This window comes from Streptomyces sp. NPDC059567 (assembly GCF_042735655.1).
Lineage (GTDB): Bacteria > Actinomycetota > Actinomycetes > Streptomycetales > Streptomycetaceae > Streptomyces.
This window is the reverse complement of the sequence record NZ_JBHWBS010000010.1, coordinates 28,685-53,966: the sequence shown is the minus strand read 5'-3', so window position 1 is coordinate 53,966 and position 25,282 is coordinate 28,685. Positions and strand designations below refer to the sequence as shown.

Below are 25,282 nucleotides of genomic sequence, written 5' to 3'. Positions count from 1 at the left end.
CCACCACAAAAGCGCGGGGGGCGCGGACACGCGGGGGGGGGTCACCCCCCGCCCTGGCCCCACACCCCCCCGCGCCGCGCGCCGCCCCCCCCCCCCCCCCCCTCCTGCCCTTCGGGACACCTCGGTTCGACCTGGTGGCCGCGCTTCCGCTGCTCGTGTTCAGCCTCACCACGCTGGCCGAGATCACCGGGCAGACCGTGCTCAACAGCGAGACCGTCGGCCGAACTCCCGCTCCCGAACGGGACGTTCCGCGCGTTGCCCGCGCCGATGCCCTGGTCTCCCTGGCCGGCGGACTGTTCGGTACGTCCCTCATGGTCACCAGCGCCGAGAACATCGGCATCGGCCGCCTCACCGGAGTCCGCAGCCGCTTCGTGACCGCCGGGGCCGGAGTGCTCCTGATCGTCCTCGGCCTGGCCACACCCGTGTCCCGGGCGCTGGCCGGCATCCCCGAAGCCGTCGTGGGCGGCTCCGCGCTCGTCGTCTACGCCGTCATCGCCGTGATGGGCGTCGAGATGCTCCGCCGCGCCGACCTGTCCGGCACGGGTACGGGCAACCTGACGGCGGCGCTCGCGCTCACCGCGGGTCTGCTGCCGCTCCTCAGCCCGGAGCTGTACGCGGGGTTTCCCCCGTGGGCCCGCACGATCCTGGGCAGCGGAGTCGTCGCCGGCACGCTGACGGCAGTCCTCCTCACCGCGCTGCTCGGCCGGTTCGGTGCGGGAGGCCGTCGCCCGGCCCGGCCGGAGCCACGCGCACGGGAGTGACCGCACCGGAAGCGGTGGCGCGGGTCACCTGTGAGGCGCTGCGCCCCGCCGGTTGAAGGGCAGCCGGCCCAGGACCACCGCCATTCCGCAGGTGTCGGTGAGCGCCGAGAACACCAGACCTCCGGCGATCGCGACCGACAGGAGCCGGAACGCCGGATGCACGAGCAGTCCGAGAGCCAGGCCGAGCAGCACGAGGGCGCCGGCGGTGAAGCGCACCTGACGCTCCATCCCCCAGACGGCGCGTACGGGGCCGGGCGGATGCTCGAGCTGGTGGCCGGCGGCGGCCCAGGCCCGCGTGCCGCCGGTCAGGCTCGCGACCGCGATCCCGTGGGAGGCGAGGACCGCGGCACCCTTCTCGGAGCGGGTGCCGGAGGCGCACACGAGGAGCAGCGAACCGCTCTCGGCGGTGTGCCGCAGCTCCGCCAGGCTGCCCTCGATGCGTTCCAGGGGAACGTTGACGGCGCCCGGCAAGCGGCCGGACGCGAACTCGCCGGGCGTACGGACGTCGACCACGTTCAGCTCGGGCAGTCGTGGCTCAGCTTCGTCGACACTGAGGGTGCGGGAGATGCTCATGGGGAACCTGCCCTTGGCAGAGACGGGGGACGGCCCCGCACCACCAGCGGCAGGGGCGTTCCGGGGATGCTAGGCGTTGCCGGGCGGTTCCGCGGGGAGGCGGACGGTATCGCCACGGGGTAGCCATGACGTCGTCACGCCGCGGCAACAATCCGAGCGGGCGCTCGGCGACCTCCGTATGGGCGCACGTGCGTCCACCGCACCCAGGAAGTGCCGAACCACGGTCCGGCATCCGGGCCGTGGTTGACGAGAAGCGAGATGTACTGCTCAATTGTTCGCATGAATGCCGAGCAGCGCCTGGTCACCCGTGACCACATCGACTTCGGTCGGGTGTGGTCCGCCTCGTGTTGCTGCTGATGCGGCAGCGGGCCGTCTGACCGGCCCTTACCTCCCTCGGTGACCCCGTTGCGGGACCGAGTTCCTCCTTTCACGGCACCGTCGTACGCATGCGTTCAGTGCACACTGAAACCACGTACGACGGTCCTGCGAGGCCTGCACGTGCTGCCGCCGCCTCACCTCGCCCAGGGGGCATGCCCCGGCGCCATCCCACTGCACACCACCTGTTTCGCAGCGCCCTGAAGCGCCGTCATACGGCTGCGCGGAAGGCTGCTCTGCTCCGTTGTGCCCGCGTGCCGCCGCCCACGGCACGGACCGAAGGACTTGAGGAAAGGCCCTCTCCCATGCCCGTGGAGTTCCTTGGCATCGCCGCCACCAACGACGGCTCCGAAACGACCCCCCGCTCCGGCGCCGCCTTCGACAAGGAGTACACGCTCCGGCTCGCCCGGGCGCACGAGGACCACGGTTGGGACCGGGTGCTGTTCGCCTACGGCTCCGGATCGCCGGACCCCGCGCCGGCCGCCGCCTACGTCGCGAGCAGGCTGGAACGCCTCCAGATCCTGCTCGCCCACCGGCCCAACGTCTCGTACCCCACCTTCGCCGCCAAGACGTTCGCCACCCTCGACCAGATCAGTGATGGCCGGCTGGCCGTGCACTTCATCACCGGGGGCAATGACCACGAACAGGGCCGCGAGGGCGACACCCTCACGAAGGACGAGCGCTACGCCCGCACCCGCGAGTACATCCGGATCGTCAAGAAGATCTGGACCAGCCACGAGCCCTTCGACCACGAGGGCGAGCACTACCGCTTCCACGACTTCGTCAGCGATGTCTTCCCGGCCCAACAGCCCCGCCCCAACGTGTCGTTCGGAGGCTCGTCGCCCGCGGCGTACGCCGCGGGGGGCGCCGAGGCCGACATCTACTGCCTGTGGGGCGAACCCCTGGCGGAGACCGCCGGGCAGATCGAGGCCGTGAAGGCCGCCGCGAAGGCGGCGGGCCGCACCGATGTGCCCCGCATACAGGTGGCGTTCCGCCCGATCATCGCCCCGACCGAGGAGTTGGCCTGGGAGAAGGCCCACCACACGCTCGGTGCGATCAGGGAGCGGGGCGCGGCGGGACTCAAGAGGCGTCACCGCACCGCCGCCCCCGAGGCTGCGCTTCCGCAGAACGCCGGCTCGCAACGGCTGATCGCCATCGCCGAGGCGGGGGAGCGGTACGACCGCGCCCTGTGGACCCCGACCGCCGCCGCGACCGGAGGAGCCGGCAACTCCAACGCCCTGGTCGGGACGCCGGAGACGGTCGCCCAGGCGTTGCTCGACTACCACGACCTCGGCGTCGACATCCTCTCCGCCCGCGGCTACGACCTGCTGGGCGATGCGATCGACTTCGGCCGGTACGTGATCCCGATCGTCCGCGAGGAGGTCGCCAAGCGCGATGCCGAGCGCGAGACCAAGCGCGCCACCGAACGCGATGCCGAGCGTGCGCCGCGCGGCACCCTCGCGGCGGTGAACGGATGACGACCACACCGGAACTGGCGGTCATTCAAGTCCCCGTCTCCGACTCCAGAGTGCGGCCCCTGTTGCGGGAACTCGGCGACGAGTACTCCCGGCGCTACGGCAAGGCCGCGCACGACGAGATCTCCCGCTACCCCGACGAGGAGTTCACCGCGCCCCACGGCGGCGTCCTGCTCCTGCTCCTCGAACACGGCGAGCCGGTCGCGGGCGGCGCCTTCCGCCGGTACGACGCGACAACGGCCGAGCTGAAGCGGATCTGGACGCACTCACTCCACCGCCGTCGCGGTCTGGCCCGACGCGTCGTCGCCGAACTGGAGCACGAGGCGAGCGCTCGTGGCTACAGGCGGATCTACCTGACCACCGGCCCGCGCCAGCCCGAAGCCCGCGGCCTGTACCTGGCCACCGGCTACACACCGCTGTTCGACACGGAGGCCGACCCGGAAAGCATCGGCCCGCTGCCCTTCGAGAAGCAGCTGCCGGCCACACAACAAGCTCCCCGCTCACCAAAGCGTTCCCGTCCGCCGTCAACGAGCTGATCAAGGACGGCACGTACCCCGGATCCCCGAGAAGTGGGGTACCGCCACCTCCGCGATCGACACATCGCGGGTCAATCCACTTGAGCACACAGAAGAGTTGAGCAGGAACACCACGATGGCTCCGACCGCCCGTTCCGCCTCCGCGCCACCCGGCGCGGCCTCCCCGGGGACTCGCCCCGAAACCCCGCCCGCCCCTCCCGTACCGCCCTCCCCGGAGGGCGCGGCCTCGCTCAAGGTCGTCCCCGCCCGCCACTACCTCCGCTGGGTGGCAGCCACCGCCGTGATCGTGCTGGTCACCCAGTTCGTGCACGGTCTGGCCACCAATCCGGTCTGGGAGTGGGACGTCTTCCGCGCGTACTTCCTGTCCGAGACGATCGTCCAGGCCGTGTCGGTGACCCTCCAGCTCACCGCGTACGCCACTGTGCTGGGCTTTCTCCTCGGGACCGTCCTGGCCTTCATGCGGCTGTCGCGCAGCCCGGTGCTGCAGACCGTGGCCTGGACCTACATCTGGATCTTCCGGTCCATCCCGATGATCGTGCAGCTGGTGTTCTGGTTCAACTTGAGCGCCCTGTATGAGGAGTTGGGCGTCGGTATCCCGTTCGGCCCGGTGTTCTGGTCCGTCGACAGCAACAGCCTGATCGGCACGATCGGCGCCGCCATCATCGGATTGACACTGCATCAGGCCGCCTACGCCGCCGAGATCGTGCGCGGCGGTGTCATCGCCGTCGACCACGGACAGCTGGAGGCCGCCGCCGCACTCGGCATTCCCCGACTGCGGCAGATCCGCCGGATCGTGCTGCCGCAGGCCATGCGCGCCATCCTGCCCACGGCCGGCAACGAGATCATCGGCCTGCTCAAGGGCACCTCGGTGGTGTACGTGATGTCCATCGGCGAGCTGTTCTACCAGGTGCAGGTGATCTACGGCCGCAACGGACGGGTGATTCCCCTGCTGCTGGTCGCCACCGCCTGGTACGTGGTGCTGACCTCCTTGCTCTCGGTCGCCCAGTACTACGTGGAGCGCCGCTACGCCCGCGGCGCCAACCGCACCCCGCCGCCCACCCCGCTCCAGCGCGCCCGGCGCTTCGCCCGCGACCTCCGTGCGGCGGCCGCACAGCGCAACCAACCCGTCGTACCCCTGAAACCGTTGGGAGAAAGCCGATGAGTGACGCGACAGTCGCAGTGACGGTGGCAGCCGAGGACGCGAAGCCGACGGCCGACGGCGTGATGGTGGACGTCCACGGCGTCCACAAGAGCTTCGGCCCGCTGGAGGTGCTGCGCGGCGTCGACCTGAAGGTCCGCGCCGGCGAGGTCACCGTGATTCTCGGCCCGTCCGGCTCCGGAAAGTCCACCCTGCTGCGGGCCATCAACCACCTGGAGAAGGTCAACCGCGGCTGGATCGGCATCGACGGCGAGCTCATCGGCTACCGCCGCTCGGGCGACAAGCTGCACGAACTGAAGGAGAAGGACGTTCTGAAGCAGCGCACCCACATCGGGTTCGTCTTCCAGAACTTCAACCTCTTCCCGCACCTGACCGTGCTGGACAACCTCGTCGAAGCACCGGTCTCCGCGCTGCGCCGCCCGCGCAGGGAGGCGGAGGAGAGCGCCCGCCGACTCCTGGACCGGGTCGGTCTCGCCGACAAGGCCGACGCCTACCCGCGGCAGCTCTCCGGAGGCCAGCAGCAGCGCGTGGCCATTGCCCGCGCGCTCGCCCTCGAACCGAAGGTGCTGCTCTTCGACGAGCCCACGTCGGCGCTCGACCCCGAACTGGTCGGCGAAGTCCTCGACGTCATCAAGGACTTGGCCCGCACCGGCACCACCATGATCGTCGTGACCCACGAGATCGGCTTCGCCCGCGAGGTCGCCGACAGCGTGGTGTTCATGGACGGCGGTGTCGTCGTGGAGCAGGGCCCGCCCGCGGCCGTTCTGGACGCCCCGCAGCACGAGCGCACCCGCGCCTTCCTCTCCAAGGTCCTCTGACCTCCCCTTCCGCCGATCCCGCCGAGCAAGGAGCACACCCATGTCCACCGCGATCCCCCGTCGTACCGCCGCTGCCGCCCTGGGACTGACCGCCGCCCTCGTCCTCGGCGCATGCGGCAACCCCTCCGACGGCGGCACGACCGAGGTCGCGGCCGCGTCGGGCAGCAAGGTGAAGATCAACCTGAGCCCGGATCAGAACCGCGTCACCACCGACAAGGTCGACTCCATAGCCGCTCAGGTGCCGGCGGAGATCCGCGCACGAGGCACCCTGGAGATCGTCGACTCGTCCGGCTCGGCGGCGCCGCTGACATTCTTCGCCACCGACAACAAGACCGTCATCGGCGTCGAGCCCGACATCGCGTCCCTCGTCGCCGACGTCCTCGGCCTCAAGCCGCACATCAACCAGGTCTCCTGGGAGAACATCTTCGTCGGCCTCGACAGCGCCAAGTACGACGTCGGGTTCAGCAACATCACCGTCACCGAGGAGCGCAAGGAGAAGTACGACTTCGCCACCTACCGCGAGGACAACCTGGGCTTCGAGGCGAAGAAGGGCAGCGGCCTGAAGATCACCGGGCCCGAGGACGTCGCGGGCAAGACCGTCGCTGTGAGCAGCGGCACCAACCAGGAGAAGCTGCTCGTCGAGTGGAGCAAGGAGAACGAGAAGGCCGGACGCAAGCCGGTGGACATCAAGTACTACCAGAACGACAGCGACACCTACCTCGCCCTCCAGTCCGGCCGTATCGACCTCTACCTCGGGCCCAACCCGACCGCCGCCTACCACGCGGCGACCACGGGGAAGACGGAGGTGGTCGGCACGTACTCCGGCGCCGGCGCCACGCTCCAGGGCCTCATCGCGGCCACCACGAAGAAGGACAGCGGCCTGGCCAAGCCGCTCGCCGACGCGCTCAACCATGTCATCGACGACGGCACGTACGCCAAGGTGCTTCAGCGCTGGGGCCTGTCCGACGAGGCCGTGACCGAGTCCGAGATCAACCCGCCGGGCCTGCCCAAGTCCGGCAAGTAGCCGCCGGCGGACGTCGTCGCCCGGTGGTTCCAGGACAGGCGGGTCGCGCTTGCGCGCAGTGGGCTGGTTCGACTGGTGTCTGTGCCACTGTTGAACCCGTCGATGACCGGTGGGCGCGAAGGGGATGGCGTGCGACTGTCACGGGGTCACTGGGTGGGCGTTCATGGTGGAGCTGGAGGGTGTGAGGCACGCCGGACTGGCGGTCGGACTGGCCGGTATCAGCCCGTTCACCACGGGTGGCGTGGCTGGAGGCAGCCTGTTCGCACGCGCCTACGCGTGGGGCCTTCCGGCCGTCCTCTCGCTGGAGGAACTGTCGTTCGACCATCCGGTCGATCGGCGGTGGTCCGTCACGCAGGACGACGGCGGATCGCTCTCGGTTCTCAGCCCTGACGGTGCGTACTTCGTGTACGACCACACCATTGTGCTGGCCGAGTGACCTGACCTCAGGGCCGTCTTCACGGGGCCTGACGCCCGGGCGGGTGCCTGTCGCTACGTTCCGGCGCCGGACCATGCCGAGAGGAGCTTGGAGAGCGCTGTCCGCACATGTGTGGAGTCGGGGCCGTCGCCCCTTGCCGCTGGGGCGAGTTCGACATGGATGAATGTCGTGTTGTGGCGCTTCGCCGCCTTCCCCTGGGCGTTCGTGGTTCCTTCCAGGGGGCATTGGTCGGACCATCCCCGGCAGACGCGGAGGTCGCGGTCGTCCATGAGGTCGGCCAGCATCGTGGCCTCCTCAGGTGCCGCCTGTACGGCGCCGGTGGAGAGGACGGCGTCGTAGGGGCGGTCCGCCGCTCTTGCGAAGCCGTGCAGCTGCATTCCCGGAATGTCGCGCTTCTGTAGTTCCACGACGATTGCGTGAAAAGCGCTGTCGGTGCGGTGTGCGACGTCTGCCGCGTCTCCCCGGCCGGAGGTTCGGTGAGCGCCTGCGAGGACGAGTGCGCCACCCGGCGTGTTCTCCAGGAGCTGCGCGCCGAGGGATTCGGTGCCGCGGTCGGCCACCGGATGCGGCACCTGCACGCTCCAGCGGACGTCGGCGTCGGCGGTGACGTAAAGCCGCCCCCACCGCGCCTTGGTTCCTGGTCCCCGGGCGGCGACCTCGTCGTAGCGCCGGCCGGAGGCGGTGTCGGTGAGTCTGGTCACCTGGAAGCCGACGGAGGCGAGGTGTTCCTCGGCCCCGTCGAGGTCGCCGTCCAGGAGGTCACCGACGCCGCGAGCGAGGTTTTCGCGCTGTTCGTCCCCGGGTGGGGTGTAGGGCGCGTGCCCTTCGGCCTGCTTGGCGTACTCGAGGATCCGGTCGTCGAGGTTCACGAGCTCGCGGGCTTGTGAGCGTTCCGTGTCCGCGTTGCCGCTGGGTGTCGCCTGGCAGCCGAGCAGTACGAGCGCGATGCCGACCACGGCGGCGACATGGAGAGAACGTGATGATCTCGTGACGCCCCGTGGGTAGTCGATCTTGGGGCGCATGTGAAAATCGGCCGGTGACATTCTGTAATTCTCTCCCCATAGGTCGTGCGCTGGCAGTGACGGCGGCCTTCGCCGTTCTCACCACCGGCTGTGCGTCGACCCCTTCGGAGTCGCAGAGCAAGCCGGGTGGGCGCGCGTTCACCGTCGCCGCCGCGGGAGATGTTCTCATCCATCCTGAGCTGGTCGAGCAGGCGGCCGGGGACGCCGAGCGGTCCGGCAAGGGGAGCGCCGGACTGGACTTCGGCCCGCTGATGGCCGGCGTGCAGCCGGTGATCAGCAAGGCCGACCTGGCCATCTGTCACATGGAGACTCCCGTGGGCAAGCCCGAGGGCCCCTTCGAGGGATACCCGGAGTTCCTGGTGCCGCCGCAGATCCTCACGACGTTGAAGGACGTCGGCTACGACACCTGCTCCACCGCCTCGAACCACACCTACGACCACGGACTGAAGGCTGTCCGCCGCACCCTGGACACCATGGACAGGGTGGGGCTCGGTCACGCCGGCTCGGCGCGTACTCCCGAGGAAGCGGAGAAGATCAACATCCGCGACGTCAAGGGCGTCAAGGTGGCCCACCTGTCCTACTCGTGGGAGTCCTTCCTCAATCCGACGCCCGAGAAGGAACGCTGGGCGTTCAACCGGATCGGCACGGACGAGATCAAGAAGGCCGAGGCCCGGGCCCGGAAGCAGGGCGCCGAGGTGGTGATCCTCTCGGTCCACTGGGGTCTGGAGCACTACAACGAGCCGAGCGTCCCCCAGTTGCAGCTCGCCGAGCGGATCACCGAGGAGACCGGGATCGATCTCGTGATCGGACACCACGCGCACGTGGTGCAGCCGATCCAGAAGGTGAACGGCACCTGGATCGCCTTCAGCCTGGGCAACCAGGTGGCCCGGCACTCGTCGCCCACGGGGCTCACCGAGGAGGGGGCGATCGGCTGGTTCGAGTTCCGGGAGACGGACTCCGGATGGGACGTCGCCGCCCGGTACCGCACCACACTGGTGGACATCCCGCCCGAGGTCGAGCCGGGTGGGAAGCGCCCCGAAGGCGCCGTCGTGGACCACCGGCTCGTCGATGTCAGGCAGACACTCGACAGCCCGGGCGGCCTGTCCGAGGACCGGCTCGCCCGCTACCGCCTCGCCTCCGAGCGGACACGCGGCTTCCTCTTCAACCGCGGAGGCTCGGGAGGCGACGGCCTGGCCGAACTCTCCCTGAAGAGCTGAGCCGCAACACCGACCGTTTCGCGTGTCCGTGGCCACGGCATCCAAGCCGCGCGTCAGTGGCGGCCCCTCGTGTGGCCGTAGGAATCAGGAAAGAGCAGCAGTGACATCGAGTAATGCCGCGTACTCCGTGCGAGGAGGACGGCGACGGATCCGCAGGCGCGCGGACATGCCGCTCCTCGGCGGCATCCGTCCGCCGATCGCGGTCCTGTGCGTGCTGATCCTCGCTCTGGCCGGCCTGACGGCCAAGGTGCTCGGCCCTACCAAGGACACGGTCGCGCCGAAGGCGGTGCTGTCCTCGCAGCAGTACTTCGCGGAGGACGGCGCCATCGCTCTGCGCGCCTCGATCGACGAGCGGGTCACGGACCTGCAGCGCACCGCCACGGCGCTCAGCGCGGGTCGCCCGGTGAAGCCCGAACGCATCCTGTCGGACCTGAGCCGGACCTACCAGAAGTGGACCGGCACCACCGTGCTGGACCTGGAGAGCGGAGAGGTGCTCGCCGAGCGAGGAGAAACGATTCCTCTCGCCTGGCTGGACAAGGACGTACTCACCGGCGAGCACGCCCTGACCCCTCGCATGGTGCGGCGGGAGACCGGCGACGTGCGCTTGATGACCATGGTCGTCCTGGACTGGCAGGACCGGCCGCAGCAGCTTCTGATCGCATCCAGCAGCCTGTCCGTGCCCGCCATCAACCTCGGCCCCTTCCGCAGCATGGCGGTGGTGGCCGAGGACGGCGAGGTCCTCGCCACGGCCGGCTTCGAGCGGGCCGAAGCGCTCAACTCCGACCAGGAACGCCAGGAGCTGGCCTTCCTCCACAAGCAGATGAGCCGACTGGCCGACCAGGCCGCGGTGCGGACCGAACAGCACCCCGTCCGCGCCAAGGAGCCCGGTTCGCGGGGCTACCCCGGCGTCAGCGGCACCCTCATCGGCGGCGAGTACAACGGCCGCGTGGCCACCGCCGGGTACGCCTCGCTCGCCTCCTCCGACCCGGAGGACAAGCCGAGCGTCGCCGCCGGCCTCGGGCTGACGGTCGTGGCCCTGCTGCCCGTTGTCCAGCAGCAGACCGCCGACCAGGGCCGCGAGCTGTACGGGCTGGCGGCTGCCGGCGTCCTCGTCCTGCTCGGACTCCTCGCGGTGACCGTGCTCTGGGGGACCGTGCAGCGACCCCTGCTGCGGCTGTTCCTGGAGTCGCGCCGACTCGCCCGCGGCGATCTGACCCGGCCGGTCTCGGTGCCCCGCTGGGGAGAGGCCGCCCGGATCGGCATCGCCCTGGAGCGCCTGCGCCATCGGCTGGGCGGCGACGACAGCGGAGCCGACGCAGCCCCCCGCAGGAGGATCCGGGTCGGTGGGCGCGGACCGCTCGTGGTGACGGCCGCTCTGCTGCTGCTGTGGTGTGTGCCCGTCGGCCTGCTGCTGAACCGCACGGACGCGTCGGTCACCGTGCCGACCACCATGGTCAACGACCAGCGGGACCGCACCGACCTGATCGCCGACCGGCTGCGCAGGGCGCTCAACGAGGCCCAGGCGGACCTCGTCTCCACGTCCCGCCTGATCGGTGCGGCCGACGACGACTCCACCGGCCGCCTGCTCCAGGACGCCCTGGCCAAGCACAGCCGCTACCAGGCCCTCTACGTCGTCGACGCCGACGGTCACGTCACCGCCCAGGCGGGCGCCGAGCCGCACGCCTGGAACCGTGGCGAGGATCTGCCGCTGGTCCGCGTGTCCGGGCAGGGCGGCAAGGAGCCGGTCATCCAGGCCGGCGCCCCGGTACCGGAGCGTGACGGCAGCAGCCTGGTCGGCGAGATCAGAGTGGAGTTCCTCAACTCGCTCCTGGTGCGGCCCGGCCTGGGGGACGTCCGCGTGGTCGACTCCGCCGGCCTGACCATCGCGGCCAGCGACGGATTCCTGGCGTTCGAGAAGCTGCCGGGCACCGCCCTGACCGACCTCGTCCGGGCGGCCGGCGTCCCGGTCGGCGCGGGTCCCGTCGAGAACGGCCTCCTCATCCGCGAAGGGGACGGTGTCACCGTCGCCGCCGCGGCCCCGTTCTCCGGCGGCGGCGTCACCGCCGACATCGGCTGGACCGTCGTCAGCTGGCAGAACACCGAGCGCTTCCAGATCGACCCGCACGAGCGCGAGGACCGCAGCGTGCTCGCCGGAATGCTCGGACTGGCCGCGATCATCTTCTGCCTCGGCTGGGTCTACCTGGTGGTCGTACGACCACTGCGGGCTCTTGCCACGAGTGCCGAGAAGCTCGCGGACGGCGACCTCAAGACCGTCCTCTACCCCCGATACCAGGACGAGGTGGGCGCCGTCGTCCGCAGCCTCGAACTCCTGCGTCAGCAGGCGCAGGCCCACAGACACAACCAGGCGCGCCGGCCGGCGGATGCCCGGCCCAGCGTCGGCGGAAGGTGACAAGGCCGTGCTCTACCTCTACTTCGTCCTGCTGACCGGCGGGGTGTTCCTGCTGATCGCGGGCATCGTGGAACAGCGCAGGCACTACGCCGCCCTGCACACCATCCCCACCCGGGTGCTCGTCAACGGCATCCGGGGCAAGTCCTCCATCACCCGGCTGTGCGCCGGCGCCCTGCGCGGCGGCGGTCTCGTCACCGTCGCCAAGACGACGGGCACGGCAGCGCGCTTCATCCACCCCGACGCGACCGAGGAACCGGTCTACCGCAAGTTCGGCATCGCCAACGTGGTGGAACAGATCGGCATCGTGCGCCGGGCCGCCACCTACCGGCCCCACGCCCTCGTCATCGAGTGCATGGCCGTCATGCCGGCCCTGCAGGAGGTCAACCAGAGCAAGCTGATCCGCTCCACCATCGGCGTCCTGTGCAACGTGCGCGAGGACCACCTCGCCGAGATGGGCCCCACCCTGGACGACGTGGCCCGATCCCTGTGCCGCTCGATGCCGGAGAACGGGATCTGCGTCACCGCGGAGAAGGAGCGCTTCCACATCCTGCAGGAGGAGGCGGACGCCCGTGACTGCCGGCTCGTCTACGCCGACCCCGAGTCGGTCACCGACGAGGAGCTGCGCGGCTTCAGCTGGTTCACCTTCAAGGAGAACGTCGCGATCGCCCTGGCGGTGGCGGAGCTGCTCGGCGTGGAGCGGCAGGTGGCCCTGCAGGGCATGTACGACGCGCCCCCGGACCCGGGTGTCCTGTCCGTGGAACGCTACGTGACGCCCGAGGGCAAACGCCTCGCGTTCGCCAACGTCTTCGCGGCGAACGACCCCGAGTCGACGCTGATGAACGTCAACCAGCTCCTCGACCTCGGGGCCATCAGCCGCCCTGTGAACGTCGTCATCAACTGCCGGCCCGACCGCGTCGAACGCAACGGACAGATGGGCGAGATCATCCCCGACCTGCGGCCGGACAACGTCTTCGTCATCGGACACCCCTCGAAGAGCGCCATCGACGCCATACCCGCCCCCTGGCGGGACAGGGCGGTCGACCTGGGCGGCGAGCGTCGCCCGACCGAGGACTTCATGCCCGCCGTGCTCGGCCGGATGCCCGACGACTCCTCGCTCGTCGCCATCGGCAACATCCACGGCCAGGGCGAGGAACTCCTGGAGTACCTGGCCGGACTCCCGGCCGACGACACCGGTTCCGCGATCGGTCCGGACGCGGCGCCTGACGGGGCGCCCGATGCGGCCGCCCAGCCCGCGCGCCTGGACCCCTATGCCCCGTACCCCGTGGCGTACGAGGAGCGCCACCAGACGTTCCAGACCCACGAGATCCCGCTGGCACGGATCCCGGCCCATGTCCCCGACGTGCATCCCGAGCCGGGGCCGCTCACCGCACAACGCGGGCCCGTGGACGGGCAGCGCGGACCCGGAACCGAGGACTCCTTCGGCTGGTTCCACGACCCCGTCCACGAGGGCGACCGACCGACTTCGCACTTCTGACCCCGATCAGCGGACGGCCGCCGGCCGCTTGCGACCGTCCTGCTTCACCACCCGTACACGCGCCCGGAGCCCCCGTTGACCACCGCCGCCCTGACCCCCGAGATGGCCGCCCTGGGCATCGCCATAGGTCTGTTCTTCTCCCTGCTGTGCTACCTCACCACCAATCTCTCCCCAGGCGGGATGATCACACCGGGCTGGCTCGCCCTGACCCTCATCGAGGATCTGCAGCGGGCGGCCATGGTCGTCGGCGTCACCGCACTGACGTACGCGGGCACCAAGGTCATGCAGCGACTGGTGATCCTTTACGGCAAGAGGCTGTTCGCCGCGGTGGTCCTCCTGGGCGTGCTGCTGCAGGCCACGGTGATGATCGTGCTCTCGCTCGAGTTCCCGCTGCTGTACGGCAACCAGACCCTCGGATTCATCGTCCCCGGCCTCATCGCCTACCAGCTGGTCCGTCAGCCCAAGGGGCCGACCTTGCTGGCGACGGCCTCCGTCTCCCTCCTCGCCTACATCGTCGTCGCCGCCGGCCTGCTGCTCGGCGTCATGCCCGCCGCCTGAGAATCGAGGAAGAACCATGGCAGGGAAGAAGAAGTCACGCCCGCTCGTATCGGGCCTCGCGGTTCTCGCGCTCGTCGCGACCTCGGGATACCTCACCCTGGAACTGCGCAAGCAGGAGGAGCAGGGCGTCACCGAAGTACGCAACGTCGGTGTACTCAACGGGAACACCGGGCAGGCCGGCCCGTCCGAGGACGCAGCCGGGGAACGGTGGTCCCGGCTGGAGAACCCCGCGCGCAGCGTGCTCCGGGGCGCCGACGGCCAGGTGAAGGCGGTCCTGACCGACGGAGCTCGCACCGCGAAACTGACCGGCCCGGCACGGACCTTCGCCGAGCCGACCTCCACGGCGTCCAAGGTCTCCACGACGGACTGGGTCCGGCTCATGCCCGAACGCTGGTCCAAGGGCGCGGAGAAGCAGAAGTGGTTCCAGGACTGGTACGCGCAGTACGCCGGTAGCAAGGCGGACGACCTCTTCGCCTTCGCCTTCCAGTACGTGGCGGGCTCCCCGCAGCGCAAGGACGCCGACGGCCTCGCGTACGCGGGCGACGCGAACTTCGGCCCGCTGAACACCTCCGGAGCCGAGGGCGGTGACCTGCGCCTCGAGCAATCGGACTTCTACGACTATCTCGGCACCCCGTATCCCTTCCGGGACGGCACCGTCGGTACGCCGGAAGCCATGCGCGCCCGGTCCCTGGACTGCTCCGGCTTCATCCGCATGGTCCTGGGCTACCGCGCGCGCTACCCGCTGATGTCCTCGGACAAGTCCGGCGACGGCCTGCCGCGCACCGCCAACGGCATGGCACGCTCCCGGCAGGGCGCGGACGTCATGCCGCTGACCGGCATCTCGGCACAGGACCGGCCCTCCACCATCGACCAGCTGCAGCCGGGCGACCTCGTCTTCTTCAAGCTGGACGCCCGCACCGGACAACGGCTCGACCACGTGGGCATGGTCCTCGGCCACGACACCGAAGGGCACCTGATCTTCGTCTCCAGCCGCGAGGAGGTCAACGGACCCACCATCGGCGACATCGGTGGAGTCTCACGACTGGACGGCAACGGCTACTACGCCAAGACCCTGCGCAGCGCGAAGCGCCTGTGAGGCAACGCTGTGGGTGGCACGGCGACTTTGGACGTGCCCATCGGTGCATGCCCATAGGCGTGATCAGGCTGCGGTGGTGAGCAGGTCGCTCAGGGGCTGTGCCGAGTCCGTTCCGGAGTGGCCGAGGGGCGCGTCGAAGCTCCAGACGAGGAAGAGCAGGAAGACCACGAGGGCGCTGAAGGTGGTGGCCAGCAGCAATTCGCGCGCGGAGCGGCGGATCTGCAGGGTGTAGAGCAGGCCGAGCGTGACCAGGGCGCCGGCGACGAGGCCGAACCAGAGTGCGGCGGGCAGGGTGGTGCCGGAAGTGTCCAGGCGCTGGTGGCGGGCGTCGTCCGCGGCCGCCACCTGGTCCAGGAGCGGCTGGTAGGCCTGGGCCTGGAGTTCGTCGGCCGGGGTGCGGTGAGCGATGTCGCTCCGGATGCGGCCCAGCAGCTCGGCGCCGGTGCCGTCGACGGGCGTGCCGTCCTTCAGAGCGGGCCATTCGGCGGTGACGGCATGCCGGGCGTAGGCGTCGATGTGCTCCTTGACCTGCGTCCGGAAGGCGGCCGGGTAGACGTCCAGGCGTTGGTCGATCTCGTACAGGGCCTGAGCCTCGCGCTGAACGGTGTCCTCGGCCGCGTTACGGGCTTCCCACACGCCGGCGATCGCCAGACCGAGCACGATGGCGTAGACGACGCCGACCATCATGACCATGTACTCCAGCACGTCCGGTGTCTCGGAGGTGTCCTCGTCGACCGCTACGCGGCGGTGCCGCACGACGGTCGCCGTGACGACGAGAACGCAGACCAGGACCGAGGCCAGGGTGTAGACGAGCCATTCCGGCATTGCACAACTCCAGGACGAGCGAAGCGACGTGAACGAAGCAGAGGCAGGCACGGTGGGCCGGTCGCGGACCAGCCGACCCGCCGGGGAAACGGTGGTCAGCCACGGGCGCGGCGACGGGACCCCGGCCGCAGGGCGGCTGCGGCCAGAACGGCCGGCAGGGTGACCACGACCGTGGACATGGTCATCGAGATGCCGGCCGGAGCCGGGCGCGACGGACCGCCGGTGTACTGCGAGCGCGGCACCCACCGGAAGGCTTGAGGCGCCATGGCCGCGTGCGCCGACGCCGGGGTCGGGGTGGGGGTGGTGCTCGGCACGTGGTCTGCCGGTGGTGTCGGTTCCGGGCCGGGAACGGGGAGCGCCGGTGCGGCGGGTACCAGGGCCGCTTTCGGCGGAGGCGAGAGTACGGGTCCGGGCGGCTCCGGCGCCGCCCGCTCGGGCACTGACGGGGCCGGAGTCGGTGGAGACGGCGGCGACGCGGGCGGTGGAGACGTCGGCGGGCGTGTGCACGTGGGTTGCGGAGTTTCGGGTGCCACATCGCCGTAGCCCATGTCGATCAATACATCCGGGGCGCACACCACCAGGCGATCGCCGGTGGGGGTGTGCTCCATGACGACGGCCACGTCGCCGTACTGCGGCAGCGGGCACAGGACTGCCGCAGCCCCTAGACCGATGCTGATCCAGCCACCCACTCGTCATTCCTCCCCAAACTCAAGGTGGCGGGGATGCCGCCCTCAGACGCCGCCACTGCGGGTAACGATCATGAAGGGGGTCGGTCACGGACACCGGATGCGCCGCCCGCCATCGGGGTGAACGACACTGCTGCACCCGGCTATAGGGCGTTTCCTTCGGATCAGCGATGGGAGTGCAGGCGGCTTGCGAGCCGATGCCCGGTTGTTCCGGGGTGGGGACGGCGGGCGGCCGCACGTGTTCGAGGAAGCCGTACGATGCCTGCCGTGGATGCCTCACAAAACAACTTGCGCTGCGGTCTCTGTGGGCAGGTTATAGATGCCCGGCACGAGCAGGACCACGAGGAATCGGTGGTCAGCGCCGACAGGCGCGTGGAGTACGTAGTTATCGAACTGCGGGGCGCCACTGCCCACTGTCAAGTTGCCGATGACCCCTCTCGGACATCCAAGACCGGTGCCGCCGGGCTGGCAGAGCAACTGGGGATTGACCTGCCCGATCTTCTTGGCCGCCACTACACGTGCTGGGAAACGCCTGGGGAATACGGTGTCATCCGGAGGGGCTTCGGGCTGGTCTGACATGCAACAACGATGAACCGTTTCCAGCGGATCATCTGATCGTTGGTTGATGTGTGTCGTTGACTGACGCGCAGTGGGCGCGGATCGAGCCGTTGCTGTCGGACCGGACGCCGAGACGTGGCGGTAGGTGGCGGGATCACCGGCAGGTGATCGACGCGATCTCGTTCAAGTACCGGACCGGAACGCCGTGGATGGACCTGCCCGAGGTGTTCGGGTCGTGGAAGGGCGTTCACAACCGGCTTCGGAAGTGGGCGGCCGAGGGGACCTGGGAACGCCTCCTGACAGCTCTGCTCGCCCAGGCCGACGCCGAAGGCGACCTCGACTGGGTCGTCTCGGTCGACTCCACCATCGTCCGATCCCACCAACATGCCGCCGGAGCCCGCCAAAAGGGGCCCCGGCCGACGAGCCGGACGACCATGCCCTCGGACGCTCACGTGGCAGACTGACCACCAAGATCCACCTCGCCGCGGACAGCCGCTGCCGGCCTCTGGCCTTCGTCATCACGCCAGGCCAGGCTGGCGACGCGCCGGCGTTCGAGCAGGTCATGGCCCGGATCCGGGTTCCCCGACCGGTCGGCCGACCACGAACGACGCCAGACGTGGTCCTCGCGGACAAGGCCTACTCGTCCCGCGCGATCCGTACTCACCTGCGGCGCCGAGGGATCCGGGCCGTGATCCCGCAGCCCCCGACCAAGCCGCGAACCGCAAGCGGCTGGGCAGCCGCGGCGGCAGACCACCGGCCTTCGACCGCGAGGTATACAAGCGCCGCAACACCGTCGAACGCTGCATCAACAAGCTCAAGCAATGGCGCGGCCTGGCCACCCGGTACGACAAGACCGCCACCATCTACCTCGCCGGGCTCCACCTCGCCGCCATCTTCATCTGGTCATCAAGGTGATCCGAAGGAAACGCCCTAGTGCTCCGGGCTCGACCAGGTGCGGGCTGCTGCCTTCGCCGTCAGCCTCGCGACTCCACGGCGCCGTGGGCGGCTACCGCTGCCGGGCGTGGAAGGTCACGGACCCTATCGCTGACCGGGTACCGGTGTACCTGATCACCCCCCGTTCGGCGCCGGGGCTCAGTTGGTCTGCGTCGCCTACGCCCTGGTCGGGCGTCCCCGGGTACGCCCGACCAGGGCGACCGCGTGGCCCCGGGCGAGGGGACAGGGAGCGCCGGCGGGGAAAGGCCGGGTCCAGTGGGTTCTGCAGGACACCGATCGCGCGTCACGCGTGCGGCGGCCGCCGGCGCCGCCCCCTACTGTCACTGGTTCGGCCGTGAGGCCTCGGGCGCCCCGGCGGCGCCTGTTGAAAGCGGCGGGCCGAGCATTCCACGGCCTGAGGGTGGTGTAGAAGGCCCCAGCCACGCGGATTGGCCACCAGGCGAGTGTTGATCGGGGCCCCGGCGCGGCCAAGTCCGCGCCTGGCCGGCTTCCCAGGTCCTGTCCCCGGACGCGTTGCGCGGCGCGGTCAGCCACGACGTCTCTGTCAGGTTCTGCGTGCTGAGTTGAGATCGCGGCGCACGGGCGGCCGGGGAAGTAGTCGCTGCGGCAGGGGCGTTCGTGCTGTGGTCAGGTCGTGGGAGTCGGCCATGGGATGTCGGTTTCGACGGGGGCGGCGTAGTCGACGCCGGCGACAGAGAAGCCGTACAGGCGGCGGACTTCGTCGCTGAACCAGTCGAGGTCGGCGAGTTCGGTGATGGTGCCGCTGGTGGCGGTGCTCCAGCGTTCGGCGACGGCGTTCTGCACGGCGGCGTCGAGTTCCCAGGTGTCGAGGCGGACCCGGCCCTCGTCGTCGAGGTCGAGGGGGCGAGCGCCGGTCAGCTGGTCCCACAGCTCCACCAGTTGACCGATCGGGGCCACCATGTCGTCGCCGAGGACGCCGCGCAGCAGCCCGACGTAGAGGGCGATGCCGGGGATGGCGGTGGAGGACTGGGTGACGGCAGCGGCGTTGACCGAAGTCACGGCCCGGCCGCCCAAAGTCTTGCCGAGGCGCTCGTCCAACGTGCGTGCGGTGGCCTCCAGATGGGACTTTGCGGCGCCGATGGTGCCCTGCCGGTAGATCGCCGCGGTGAGGGGCGATCCGATGTAGGACAGGGCGGCGGTGGCGAAGCCGTCGGCGAGCAGGGAGCGGTCGGCCAGGAACGTGATCCAGCGTTCCCAGTCGGTGCCGCCCATCACCGCCACGGTCTGGTCGATGTCGTCGCCCTCGGCCGGCGCGGTGGTGACCTCCTTCACCTCCGGGGCACCGTGCTCGTCGAAGACGAGGGTCTTGGTGGTGTACGGCGAACCGACCGGCTTGAGGACCGACGCATACACGTCACCGGTGTCCGGGTCGGTGCGGCGAGGCGCGGCCACTGAGTAGATCAGGTAGTCGAGCCGTCCCCCGAACCGCTCGGTGAGGAGGTCGGCGACCTGCTCCTTCACCGTATCGCTGAAGGCATCGCCGTTGAGGAAGACCATGTCCCGGCCGTGCTGTCGGGCGAGCCGGGCGGTGGCGGCGGTGCGATACCAGCCGGCCGTGCCGGTGCGGCGCGCGGGCGCCTTCTCGAAGCACACACCGATGCCGCGGATACCGACACGGGCCAGGCCCGCGATCGTAGCGGCGAGGCCGTACCCGGCGGACGAGCCGATGACCAGAGCCACCGGTCCTTCGTGCCCGGCGGTGACCGGGGCAGGGACGGCCTGCCACATCTCGTCCACCAGCTGCCGGCAGCCGGCAGGATGGGAGTCGAGGAACAGGAAGCCCCGGTTCTTGGGCGCAATGACGCGTTCGCTCACGGTGTGGTGCCCCAGGTGTCGTCACGGACAAGGACGCGGCGGCCGCCTCGGCCACCCCGTCCTGCAAGTCTGCAGCCGCATGGATGAACACGGTGATCTTGACCTGTCACAATGATGTCGAGCCGGACTTGGAGGGTTCCGCTAGCTCTATCGGAGGCGGCCGGCGGCATCCCCGTACCGGGATCGGCAATGGGGAGCGTTACGCACCTCAGCCGGGACGTCGGCAGTCTGGCCGCCTCCCCGAGGCCGGCGAGCGCGGCCCGCCGGCCAGTTCCGGCGGCGGTCCGAGCCCGCGGCATCGCCGACGGATGCAGCACAGTCAGGAAGACCGTCCGGCCGTGCTCAGCAGGTTCCGCCCCCGCACGCGGTTGGCGGCCGCCGCGCCCTGCAGTTCCATGACCGCACCCACCATCTTGGGTGGAGGCGAGTGACCACGCCGCGTTTACGCGCCTCCGATGGCACGGAGCGGCTGCCGACTGCAGCGCGCGGCTTGTGCATTGGCAGCAAGAACTGAGCCGGCCGGAGCAGTTGTGTGCCCCGGCAGCTCGCGGAGTGGGGGTCCGTAGGCTTCCTCAGCGGCGACCGAGCAGTTCGGTGACCCGCATGAACCCGTCAGTGCCGTGGCCCAGCCCGATGGCTCGGCGGGCCATGCCTTCCGCCCCGCGCATCACGCTCGCGTCGATGCCGTGGGCCTCGGAGGTGTGGACGATATGGGTCATGGACGACGCCGCTGAGGTGAGAGGGTTGCCCTCGCCGGAGAACGTACCGTGATCCACTTCCTCCGCGAGCCCTTCGAAGATGGGCGGGAGTATGTCGCCGATCCCCTTGGCGAACGGCGCCAGTTCGCGCGCGGTGATCCCCTCCGCTCGCGCGACCGCCAGGGCGTGGGCATAGCCCGCCATGGAGGTCCAGAAGATGTCGAGCAGCGCGATGTCGTATGCCGCCGCCCGGCCGATCTCCTCACCGAGGTGGGTATGGGTGCCGCCCAGCGCCTCCAGGACCGACTGGTGCTCGTCGTAGAGATCTTTCGGGCCGCTGTGGATGAACACAGCGGCCGGAGTGCCGATGGTCGGGGTCGGGGTCATGATCGCGCCGTCCAGATAGCGAACGCCGTGCTCGGCCGCCCAGGCCGCGGCATCCCGGGCCCGGTCCGGCGTGTCTGCGGTCAGGTTGACCACCGCGCGCCCTTTGAGCGCGTCGGTGACCGCCTCGCGCCGCAGAATGGTGTCCGCCGCGTCGTAGTTCACCACGCAGACCACCGTCAGCCTGCTCGCGGCAGCCGCTTCCTCCGCCGACCGGGCGCTGATCGCACCCCGCGCGACCAGCTCCTGGTCCCGGCCCGGGGTCCGGTTCCAGACCGTGGTGCGCAGACCGGCGTCCAGGAACGCGCCCGCCAGGGCTCGGCCCATCGGTCCCAGACCGAGGACGGTGACGGCAGACTGTTCAGTGTGTAGGGACATGACTCAACTCCGTTGATGTATCGGCAACATGGAATGAATGGGGAGAAAGTGACGCGCAGTCGTGCTCAGGACCTGAATGTCTGCGGGGTAACCGCCGCGATCGCTGTGATCGACGGGAAGTGGAAGACGACTCTGCTCTGGTTGCTGGAATCCGGTCCGCACCGCCCCGGCGAACTGCGCCGGCGGCTGCCGGGCCTCAGCGAGAAAGTGCTCACTCAGGCGCTGCGCGAGATGGAGACCGATGGGCTCGTGTACCGGGAGGTGTACGACGTGCTTCCGCTGAAGACCTTCTACTCCCTGACCACGTTCGGCCGGGAACTCTCCGAGGCGTTGGCTCCCGTCTCCGACTGGGGCCACCGCCGCTTGGAGAGGCTCACCGACACCCAGTCGGCCTCCTGACACATCGCACAGTCACCCCACCTCTCGCCCGGCTCCGGTGGCCCTCCGGCCGCCCTTCATCAGGATCACCCCGTTGCCGCACACCGCCAAGTACCCACAAATAAGTGGCTACTGCGGGTGGTGAGGTGCCGGAGGATCGACGCGCCTCGTCGGGAACTACTGCAGGTCGCGCGGATCAATCGGATGTCCTGGGTCGTCCCACCGCTTCCGCCCAGCGGAGGTCCGTGGCTGGTGCGACCCGGGCGACCGTGAAACTCTCCGGCGGCTGGGCGGTATCCGGGAGGGAGATCCTGGGGCGGCGTTGCGATCGCCATCCGAGCCGATACCGGCACAGGCCGGTGCCCGTCACCCGTGTGAACAACCCGGCGGGTCACTGGATCTAGGACGCGTCCTGTCCTATACGGAGGCCATGCTTCCGCCATGACTTCTCAGAACAGGCCCAAGCGCTCGCGAGGAGTTCCGCCCCTTCCTGCTTGCGTCCCCGTTCAAGGAGTGATCCTCATGAAGCCGCCCGCCATCGCCCCGTGCCTCGGTGTTTCCGACACCCAGGCGACTGTGGACTTCTACGAGAAGCTCGGCTTCACCGCCCTGCCTGCCGGCAACGACCCGGACGACGACCTGCGCATCCTGCTCTTCGACGGCGAGTTCGCGCTGATGGTCTACCGAGACGAGCACCTGCGCGGCTGGCTGCCCGTCCTGAAGGACACCCCGGTCGGCGCGTTCGGCATGTTCTACCTGGCCGTGGACGACTTCGACACGTACGTCGAGCGCATCCGCTCCTGGGTCACCGTCCAGAAGGACGTGATGGAGCACCACGGCGACAAACTCTTCTACTTCACCGACCCCAACGGCTACGTCATCGGTGTCAACCAGAAGCGGACCCGGTGACCGTCAACGCGAAGAACGCCGGCACGGCTGCTGCGGGCCCAGTGAGGTGCGCGGCCTTCTGGGGCCATGACGGAAGGCCCTCGCCGGCTCCACGTCACTGCCCTGGGCTGGAAGGTCACCCAGGCCCTCGGTGACTCCGCGGGGATGAGCACCGATGGCACGACGAAGTACGTCGTCCATACGGCTGAGTCCTTCCGGGCTTCGGACCAGACCAACGACGAGCTCGTCCTCCTACCGCCGATAAGCGTCTCGTCGGTCTCGGTGCCACCAAGCCCGCCTACGAACCCGGCGGCAGCCATTGGCCCGTGCTGGCGCCAGAAGCCGTCTCCGGCCGCTTCGGAGCGACCATCGCTCCCGTCCCAGCCCGGTTGCTTCGCCCCAGAAGTACCCGACTCCCTGTGAACCGTCGCAGCCCGGTGCTCCGATGAAGCCGCAGGCTGCAACCGCCGACGGCGAGGGTGGGCACGTGGAGTTTCCCCCGTGCCCGTCGCGCTGGCCCGGCTGTGTCCCGGCTCCCATCCAGCCCGGCGCTCTCGCGCCGACACCAGCCCGCCGGCGCCGCGCCGGCCCCGACCCGTCGGGGGAGGGTGGAGGGCGGGGCCGGCCGGACCGCCGACCACGTCGTCGGCGTATGGGCGCGGCGGCCACACCAGCGACGGGCGCTCTCTGCAGCCGCCCCACCAGCGACGGGCGACGATGCAGCGGTGCTCGGCACCCCTGCATCGCCGCGGGACCTGCGCGAGGCCGGCGGCGTGGACTCGGGGCAGCGGTGCCCGTCAGCCGAGGCGGGTGAGCTTGTCGGTGAAAGTGGGCTCCGTCAGATCCGTTTGCACTGTCACCGGGATCGACGTGGCCCCAGGCCCGCTGCCCACGGTCAGCGTGGCGACCGCGGTGCCGGCCGCGGCCGAGCGGGGGAGCGCCTTGCCGTTGCCGCTCAGGACGGCGTCCAGTTGCTGACCCGGTACGCCGACGACCTGCAGGTCTTTCGCAGCCACCACAGGTGTACGTCGGCCCAGTCCGTCGTCCACGTGCCCGACGACCTGACCCTTCGAGATGACGGTCACGGACGTGAGACCAGCGCGGACGGCCGCGACGACCTTCTCGCTGTTGGACTTCACCAGGGCCAGGCTCTTGATGGCGTCGGGGTCGGGCCCGTCGACCCGCTGGCCCATCATCGAGCCGAGGATCAGCGGCGTCTGCGAGCCGACGGTCTTGTACGCGGCCCACACCAGCGTGCCGCCCGCCGGCGTACTGGAACCGGTCTTGATGCCCCTGATGCTCACCCCGGCGAGGAGCAGGCTGGCGTTGTTGTTGTGCAGGGGCTCCGGCAGCCCCTTGATCGTGGCGTTCGGCATGGCGACGATCGCCCGGAAAACGTCGTACTTCATGACCGCCTCTGCCAGCTTCAGCTGGTCGACGGCCGTGCTCACGGTCTTGGGGTCCAGCCCGCTGGGGTCGGTGTAGGTGGTGTCGTGCATCCCGAGATCCTTGGCCGCCGCGTTCATCTTCGCCACGAAGGCCTCCGTGGAGTCGCCCCCGCCGTCCCACCGGGCCAGCAGCCGGGCGACGTTGTTGCCCGACGGGATCATCAGCATCTTGAGCATGTCCTGCTGGCTGAAGGTGGTCCCCGCCCTCAGACCCTGGATCCTGGACTCGTGCTTCGCCGTCCCGTCCGCGACGGCCTTGGCGTCCACCGTGATCCGCGGCCCCTCCTCGCCCCTCTCAAGCGGATGCTCCTTGAGGATGACGTACGCCGTCATGATCTTCGCGACGCTGGCCGTCGGCACCGGGTTCTGCGCACCGAAGACGGCGACCTGGCCGGTCCCCGGAATATGGACCGCTCCCTGCCCGTGGTCGGGCCACGGGATCTCGAACCGGCCCGGCAGCGCGTACGAGGTCTCGGCTCCGCCGAGGGTGGGCTCCGGCAGCGGTCGCAGCGTCTGCACGGCCATGAAGGCGACGGCCGGCAGCAGGACGAGCGGAGTCCAGACACCGATCCGCCGCATGAGGCTCCGCTTCGCGGGCTCGGGCAGCGGGGGAGCGCTGGTGAGCTGCGCCGGCAGATCGAGCGCGGGCGGTGTGGCCTCCCGCGTCGGTTCCGGATGGCGACGGAGGGCGCCCGGTGAGGGGGTGAGGGCGGGTTCCGGTGCAGCCAGGGGCGAGGGCGCCGGTGCCGGTGCCGGTGCGGGTTCGGACTGCGGCTCAGGCTCAGGGGCGGCCTCGTGCTGGTGCGCGGTGTCACCGGGGCCCGCGTCGGCCTCGCGGCCGACTGACGGTCCGGGCTTCGGCGCGTGCTCCGGTTCCCTCTCCGGGTCAGCCTCCGGCGCCGTGCCCGCACCGGTGCCCGCCTCCGCTGCAAGCGTCGGTTCCTCCCGGGCGGCGGAACGTGCCTGCCCGCCCTTCTCGCCGGCGTCCGTACCCTCCGCCGGCACAACGTCCTCACCGGCCGGCGTCTGCCGGCTCTCCGACCCGCTGGGGGACGTCCCGTCCACCGGTACTGCATTCATCGTTTCGGCCTCTTACCCGCGTCTGATCATGTCGAGCACCTAGAGGATCGAGGTGGTCAGAAAGTTGCTCATCCGGTCATCCTGTTGCCAATCGGTCACATTCGCACGGCCACAGCACCCTCGAACTGCCCCGGAGGGGCCCTGCAGGATGCCGACGCTCCGCCATGCACGGAGCGTGAGCTGCTCCGACCGGTGAGTCATGAGGTCGCCAGAA

General features: G+C 69.9%; 22 protein-coding genes and 1 pseudogene. 16 read left to right on the top strand and 7 right to left on the bottom strand.

From position 1 onward, the window contains the following. Positions 1-134: 134 nt before the first annotated feature. Positions 135-761, top strand: coding sequence for a solute carrier family 23 protein (locus ACFVZW_RS07700; RefSeq protein WP_384518199.1), 627 nt, complete (start codon positions 135-137; stop codon positions 759-761). 24 nt (positions 762-785) lie between these two features. Here the strand turns inward: ACFVZW_RS07700 and ACFVZW_RS07695 are convergent, their stop codons facing one another. Then, positions 786-1,334, bottom strand: a complete 549-nt coding sequence (locus ACFVZW_RS07695; protein ID WP_384518196.1) for a rhodanese-like domain-containing protein — start codon at positions 1,332-1,334, stop codon at positions 786-788. A 680-nt stretch (positions 1,335-2,014) separates the two neighbouring features. Here ACFVZW_RS07695 and ACFVZW_RS07690 point away from each other — a divergent pair. The 6 genes from ACFVZW_RS07690 to ACFVZW_RS07665 all read left to right on the top strand — a co-directional run bounded on the left by ACFVZW_RS07690 (position 2,015) and on the right by ACFVZW_RS07665 (position 7,157). Continuing rightward, on the top strand, positions 2,015-3,187 hold the full coding sequence (locus ACFVZW_RS07690; RefSeq protein ID WP_384518193.1) for an LLM class flavin-dependent oxidoreductase: 1,173 nt from the start codon (positions 2,015-2,017) through the stop codon (positions 3,185-3,187). Continuing rightward, positions 3,184-3,720: a GNAT family N-acetyltransferase gene (locus ACFVZW_RS07685; RefSeq protein WP_384518190.1), complete on the top strand. Its 537-nt coding sequence runs from the start codon at positions 3,184-3,186 to the stop codon at positions 3,718-3,720. The genes ACFVZW_RS07690 and ACFVZW_RS07685 overlap by 4 nt, the downstream gene beginning before the upstream one ends. 115 nt (positions 3,721-3,835) lie before the next feature. Continuing rightward, complete coding sequence (locus ACFVZW_RS07680) at positions 3,836-4,882, top strand: amino acid ABC transporter permease (protein ID WP_384518187.1); 1,047 nt, start codon at positions 3,836-3,838, stop codon at positions 4,880-4,882. Between the two features lie 62 nt (positions 4,883-4,944). Beyond that, entirely contained in the window at positions 4,945-5,697 is a 753-nt protein-coding gene (locus ACFVZW_RS07675) for an amino acid ABC transporter ATP-binding protein (protein WP_384518400.1), read from the top strand. Between the two features lie 40 nt (positions 5,698-5,737). Further along, positions 5,738-6,721 (top strand): ABC transporter substrate-binding protein, encoded by a 984-nt coding sequence (locus ACFVZW_RS07670; protein WP_384518185.1) that lies wholly within the window; start codon positions 5,738-5,740, stop codon positions 6,719-6,721. 163 nt (positions 6,722-6,884) lie between these two features. Then, the gene (locus ACFVZW_RS07665; protein ID WP_384518182.1) at positions 6,885-7,157 is read left to right on the top strand and encodes a hypothetical protein; all 273 of its coding nucleotides are present in this window, start codon (positions 6,885-6,887) and stop codon (positions 7,155-7,157) included. A 53-nt stretch (positions 7,158-7,210) separates the two neighbouring features. Here ACFVZW_RS07665 and ACFVZW_RS07660 read toward each other — a convergent pair whose 3' ends face one another. Continuing rightward, complete coding sequence (locus tag ACFVZW_RS07660) at positions 7,211-8,179, bottom strand: hypothetical protein (protein ID WP_384518180.1); 969 nt, start codon at positions 8,177-8,179, stop codon at positions 7,211-7,213. Positions 8,180-8,193: 14 nt separating this feature from the next. On the opposite strand from ACFVZW_RS07660, the gene ACFVZW_RS07655 reads away from it, so the two are divergent. The 5 genes from ACFVZW_RS07655 (at position 8,194) to ACFVZW_RS07635 (ending at position 14,955) form a co-directional block, all read left to right on the top strand. Further along, complete coding sequence (locus tag ACFVZW_RS07655) at positions 8,194-9,396, top strand: CapA family protein (protein ID WP_384518178.1); 1,203 nt, start codon at positions 8,194-8,196, stop codon at positions 9,394-9,396. A 166-nt stretch (positions 9,397-9,562) separates the two neighbouring features. Further along, on the top strand, positions 9,563-11,806 hold the full coding sequence (locus tag ACFVZW_RS07650) for a HAMP domain-containing protein (protein ID WP_384518397.1): 2,244 nt from the start codon (positions 9,563-9,565) through the stop codon (positions 11,804-11,806). 7 nt (positions 11,807-11,813) lie between these two features. Next, positions 11,814-13,301 (top strand): poly-gamma-glutamate synthase PgsB, encoded by a 1,488-nt coding sequence (pgsB, locus tag ACFVZW_RS07645; protein WP_384518176.1) that lies wholly within the window; start codon positions 11,814-11,816, stop codon positions 13,299-13,301. 75 nt (positions 13,302-13,376) lie between these two features. Next, positions 13,377-13,859, top strand: a complete 483-nt coding sequence (locus tag ACFVZW_RS07640; RefSeq protein ID WP_384518173.1) for a poly-gamma-glutamate biosynthesis protein PgsC/CapC — start codon at positions 13,377-13,379, stop codon at positions 13,857-13,859. A 16-nt stretch (positions 13,860-13,875) separates the two neighbouring features. Further along, a complete protein-coding gene (locus tag ACFVZW_RS07635) occupies positions 13,876-14,955 on the top strand; it encodes a C40 family peptidase (protein ID WP_384518171.1) in 1,080 nt (359 codons plus the stop codon). A gap of 63 nt (positions 14,956-15,018) precedes the next feature. Here ACFVZW_RS07635 and ACFVZW_RS07630 read toward each other — a convergent pair whose 3' ends face one another. After that, the gene (locus tag ACFVZW_RS07630) at positions 15,019-15,780 is read right to left on the bottom strand and encodes a hypothetical protein (RefSeq protein ID WP_384518168.1); all 762 of its coding nucleotides are present in this window, start codon (positions 15,778-15,780) and stop codon (positions 15,019-15,021) included. 95 nt (positions 15,781-15,875) lie between these two features. Further along, on the bottom strand, positions 15,876-16,094 hold the full coding sequence (locus tag ACFVZW_RS07625; RefSeq protein ID WP_384518165.1) for a hypothetical protein: 219 nt from the start codon (positions 16,092-16,094) through the stop codon (positions 15,876-15,878). A 639-nt stretch (positions 16,095-16,733) separates the two neighbouring features. Between ACFVZW_RS07625 and ACFVZW_RS07620 the strand changes: the two genes are divergently transcribed. Both ACFVZW_RS07620 and ACFVZW_RS07615 read left to right on the top strand, forming a co-directional pair. Continuing rightward, positions 16,734-17,042, top strand: a complete 309-nt coding sequence (locus ACFVZW_RS07620; protein ID WP_384518164.1) for a hypothetical protein — start codon at positions 16,734-16,736, stop codon at positions 17,040-17,042. Between the two features lie 53 nt (positions 17,043-17,095). Beyond that, positions 17,096-17,939, top strand: a pseudogene (locus ACFVZW_RS07615) (IS5 family transposase). Between the two features lie 666 nt (positions 17,940-18,605). Here the strand turns inward: ACFVZW_RS07615 and fabV are convergent. Then, positions 18,606-19,814, bottom strand: coding sequence for an enoyl-[acyl-carrier-protein] reductase FabV (gene fabV / locus ACFVZW_RS07610; protein ID WP_384518161.1), 1,209 nt, complete (start codon positions 19,812-19,814; stop codon positions 18,606-18,608). A 572-nt stretch (positions 19,815-20,386) separates the two neighbouring features. Beyond that, positions 20,387-21,274, bottom strand: a complete 888-nt coding sequence (locus ACFVZW_RS07605) for an NAD(P)-dependent oxidoreductase (protein ID WP_384518159.1) — start codon at positions 21,272-21,274, stop codon at positions 20,387-20,389. 48 nt (positions 21,275-21,322) lie between these two features. On the opposite strand from ACFVZW_RS07605, the gene ACFVZW_RS07600 reads away from it, so the two are divergent. Both ACFVZW_RS07600 and ACFVZW_RS07595 read left to right on the top strand, forming a co-directional pair. Next, positions 21,323-21,673 carry a winged helix-turn-helix transcriptional regulator gene (locus ACFVZW_RS07600; RefSeq protein WP_384518156.1) on the top strand — a complete coding sequence of 117 codons (351 nt, stop codon included), beginning with the start codon at positions 21,323-21,325 and terminating at the stop codon, positions 21,671-21,673. Between the two features lie 501 nt (positions 21,674-22,174). Next, positions 22,175-22,561: a VOC family protein gene (locus ACFVZW_RS07595; RefSeq protein ID WP_384518154.1), complete on the top strand. Its 387-nt coding sequence runs from the start codon at positions 22,175-22,177 to the stop codon at positions 22,559-22,561. Between the two features lie 776 nt (positions 22,562-23,337). Here ACFVZW_RS07595 and ACFVZW_RS07590 read toward each other — a convergent pair. Further along, on the bottom strand, positions 23,338-25,068 hold the full coding sequence (locus tag ACFVZW_RS07590; protein ID WP_384518151.1) for a serine hydrolase: 1,731 nt from the start codon (positions 25,066-25,068) through the stop codon (positions 23,338-23,340). Positions 25,069-25,282 lie beyond the last annotated feature (214 nt).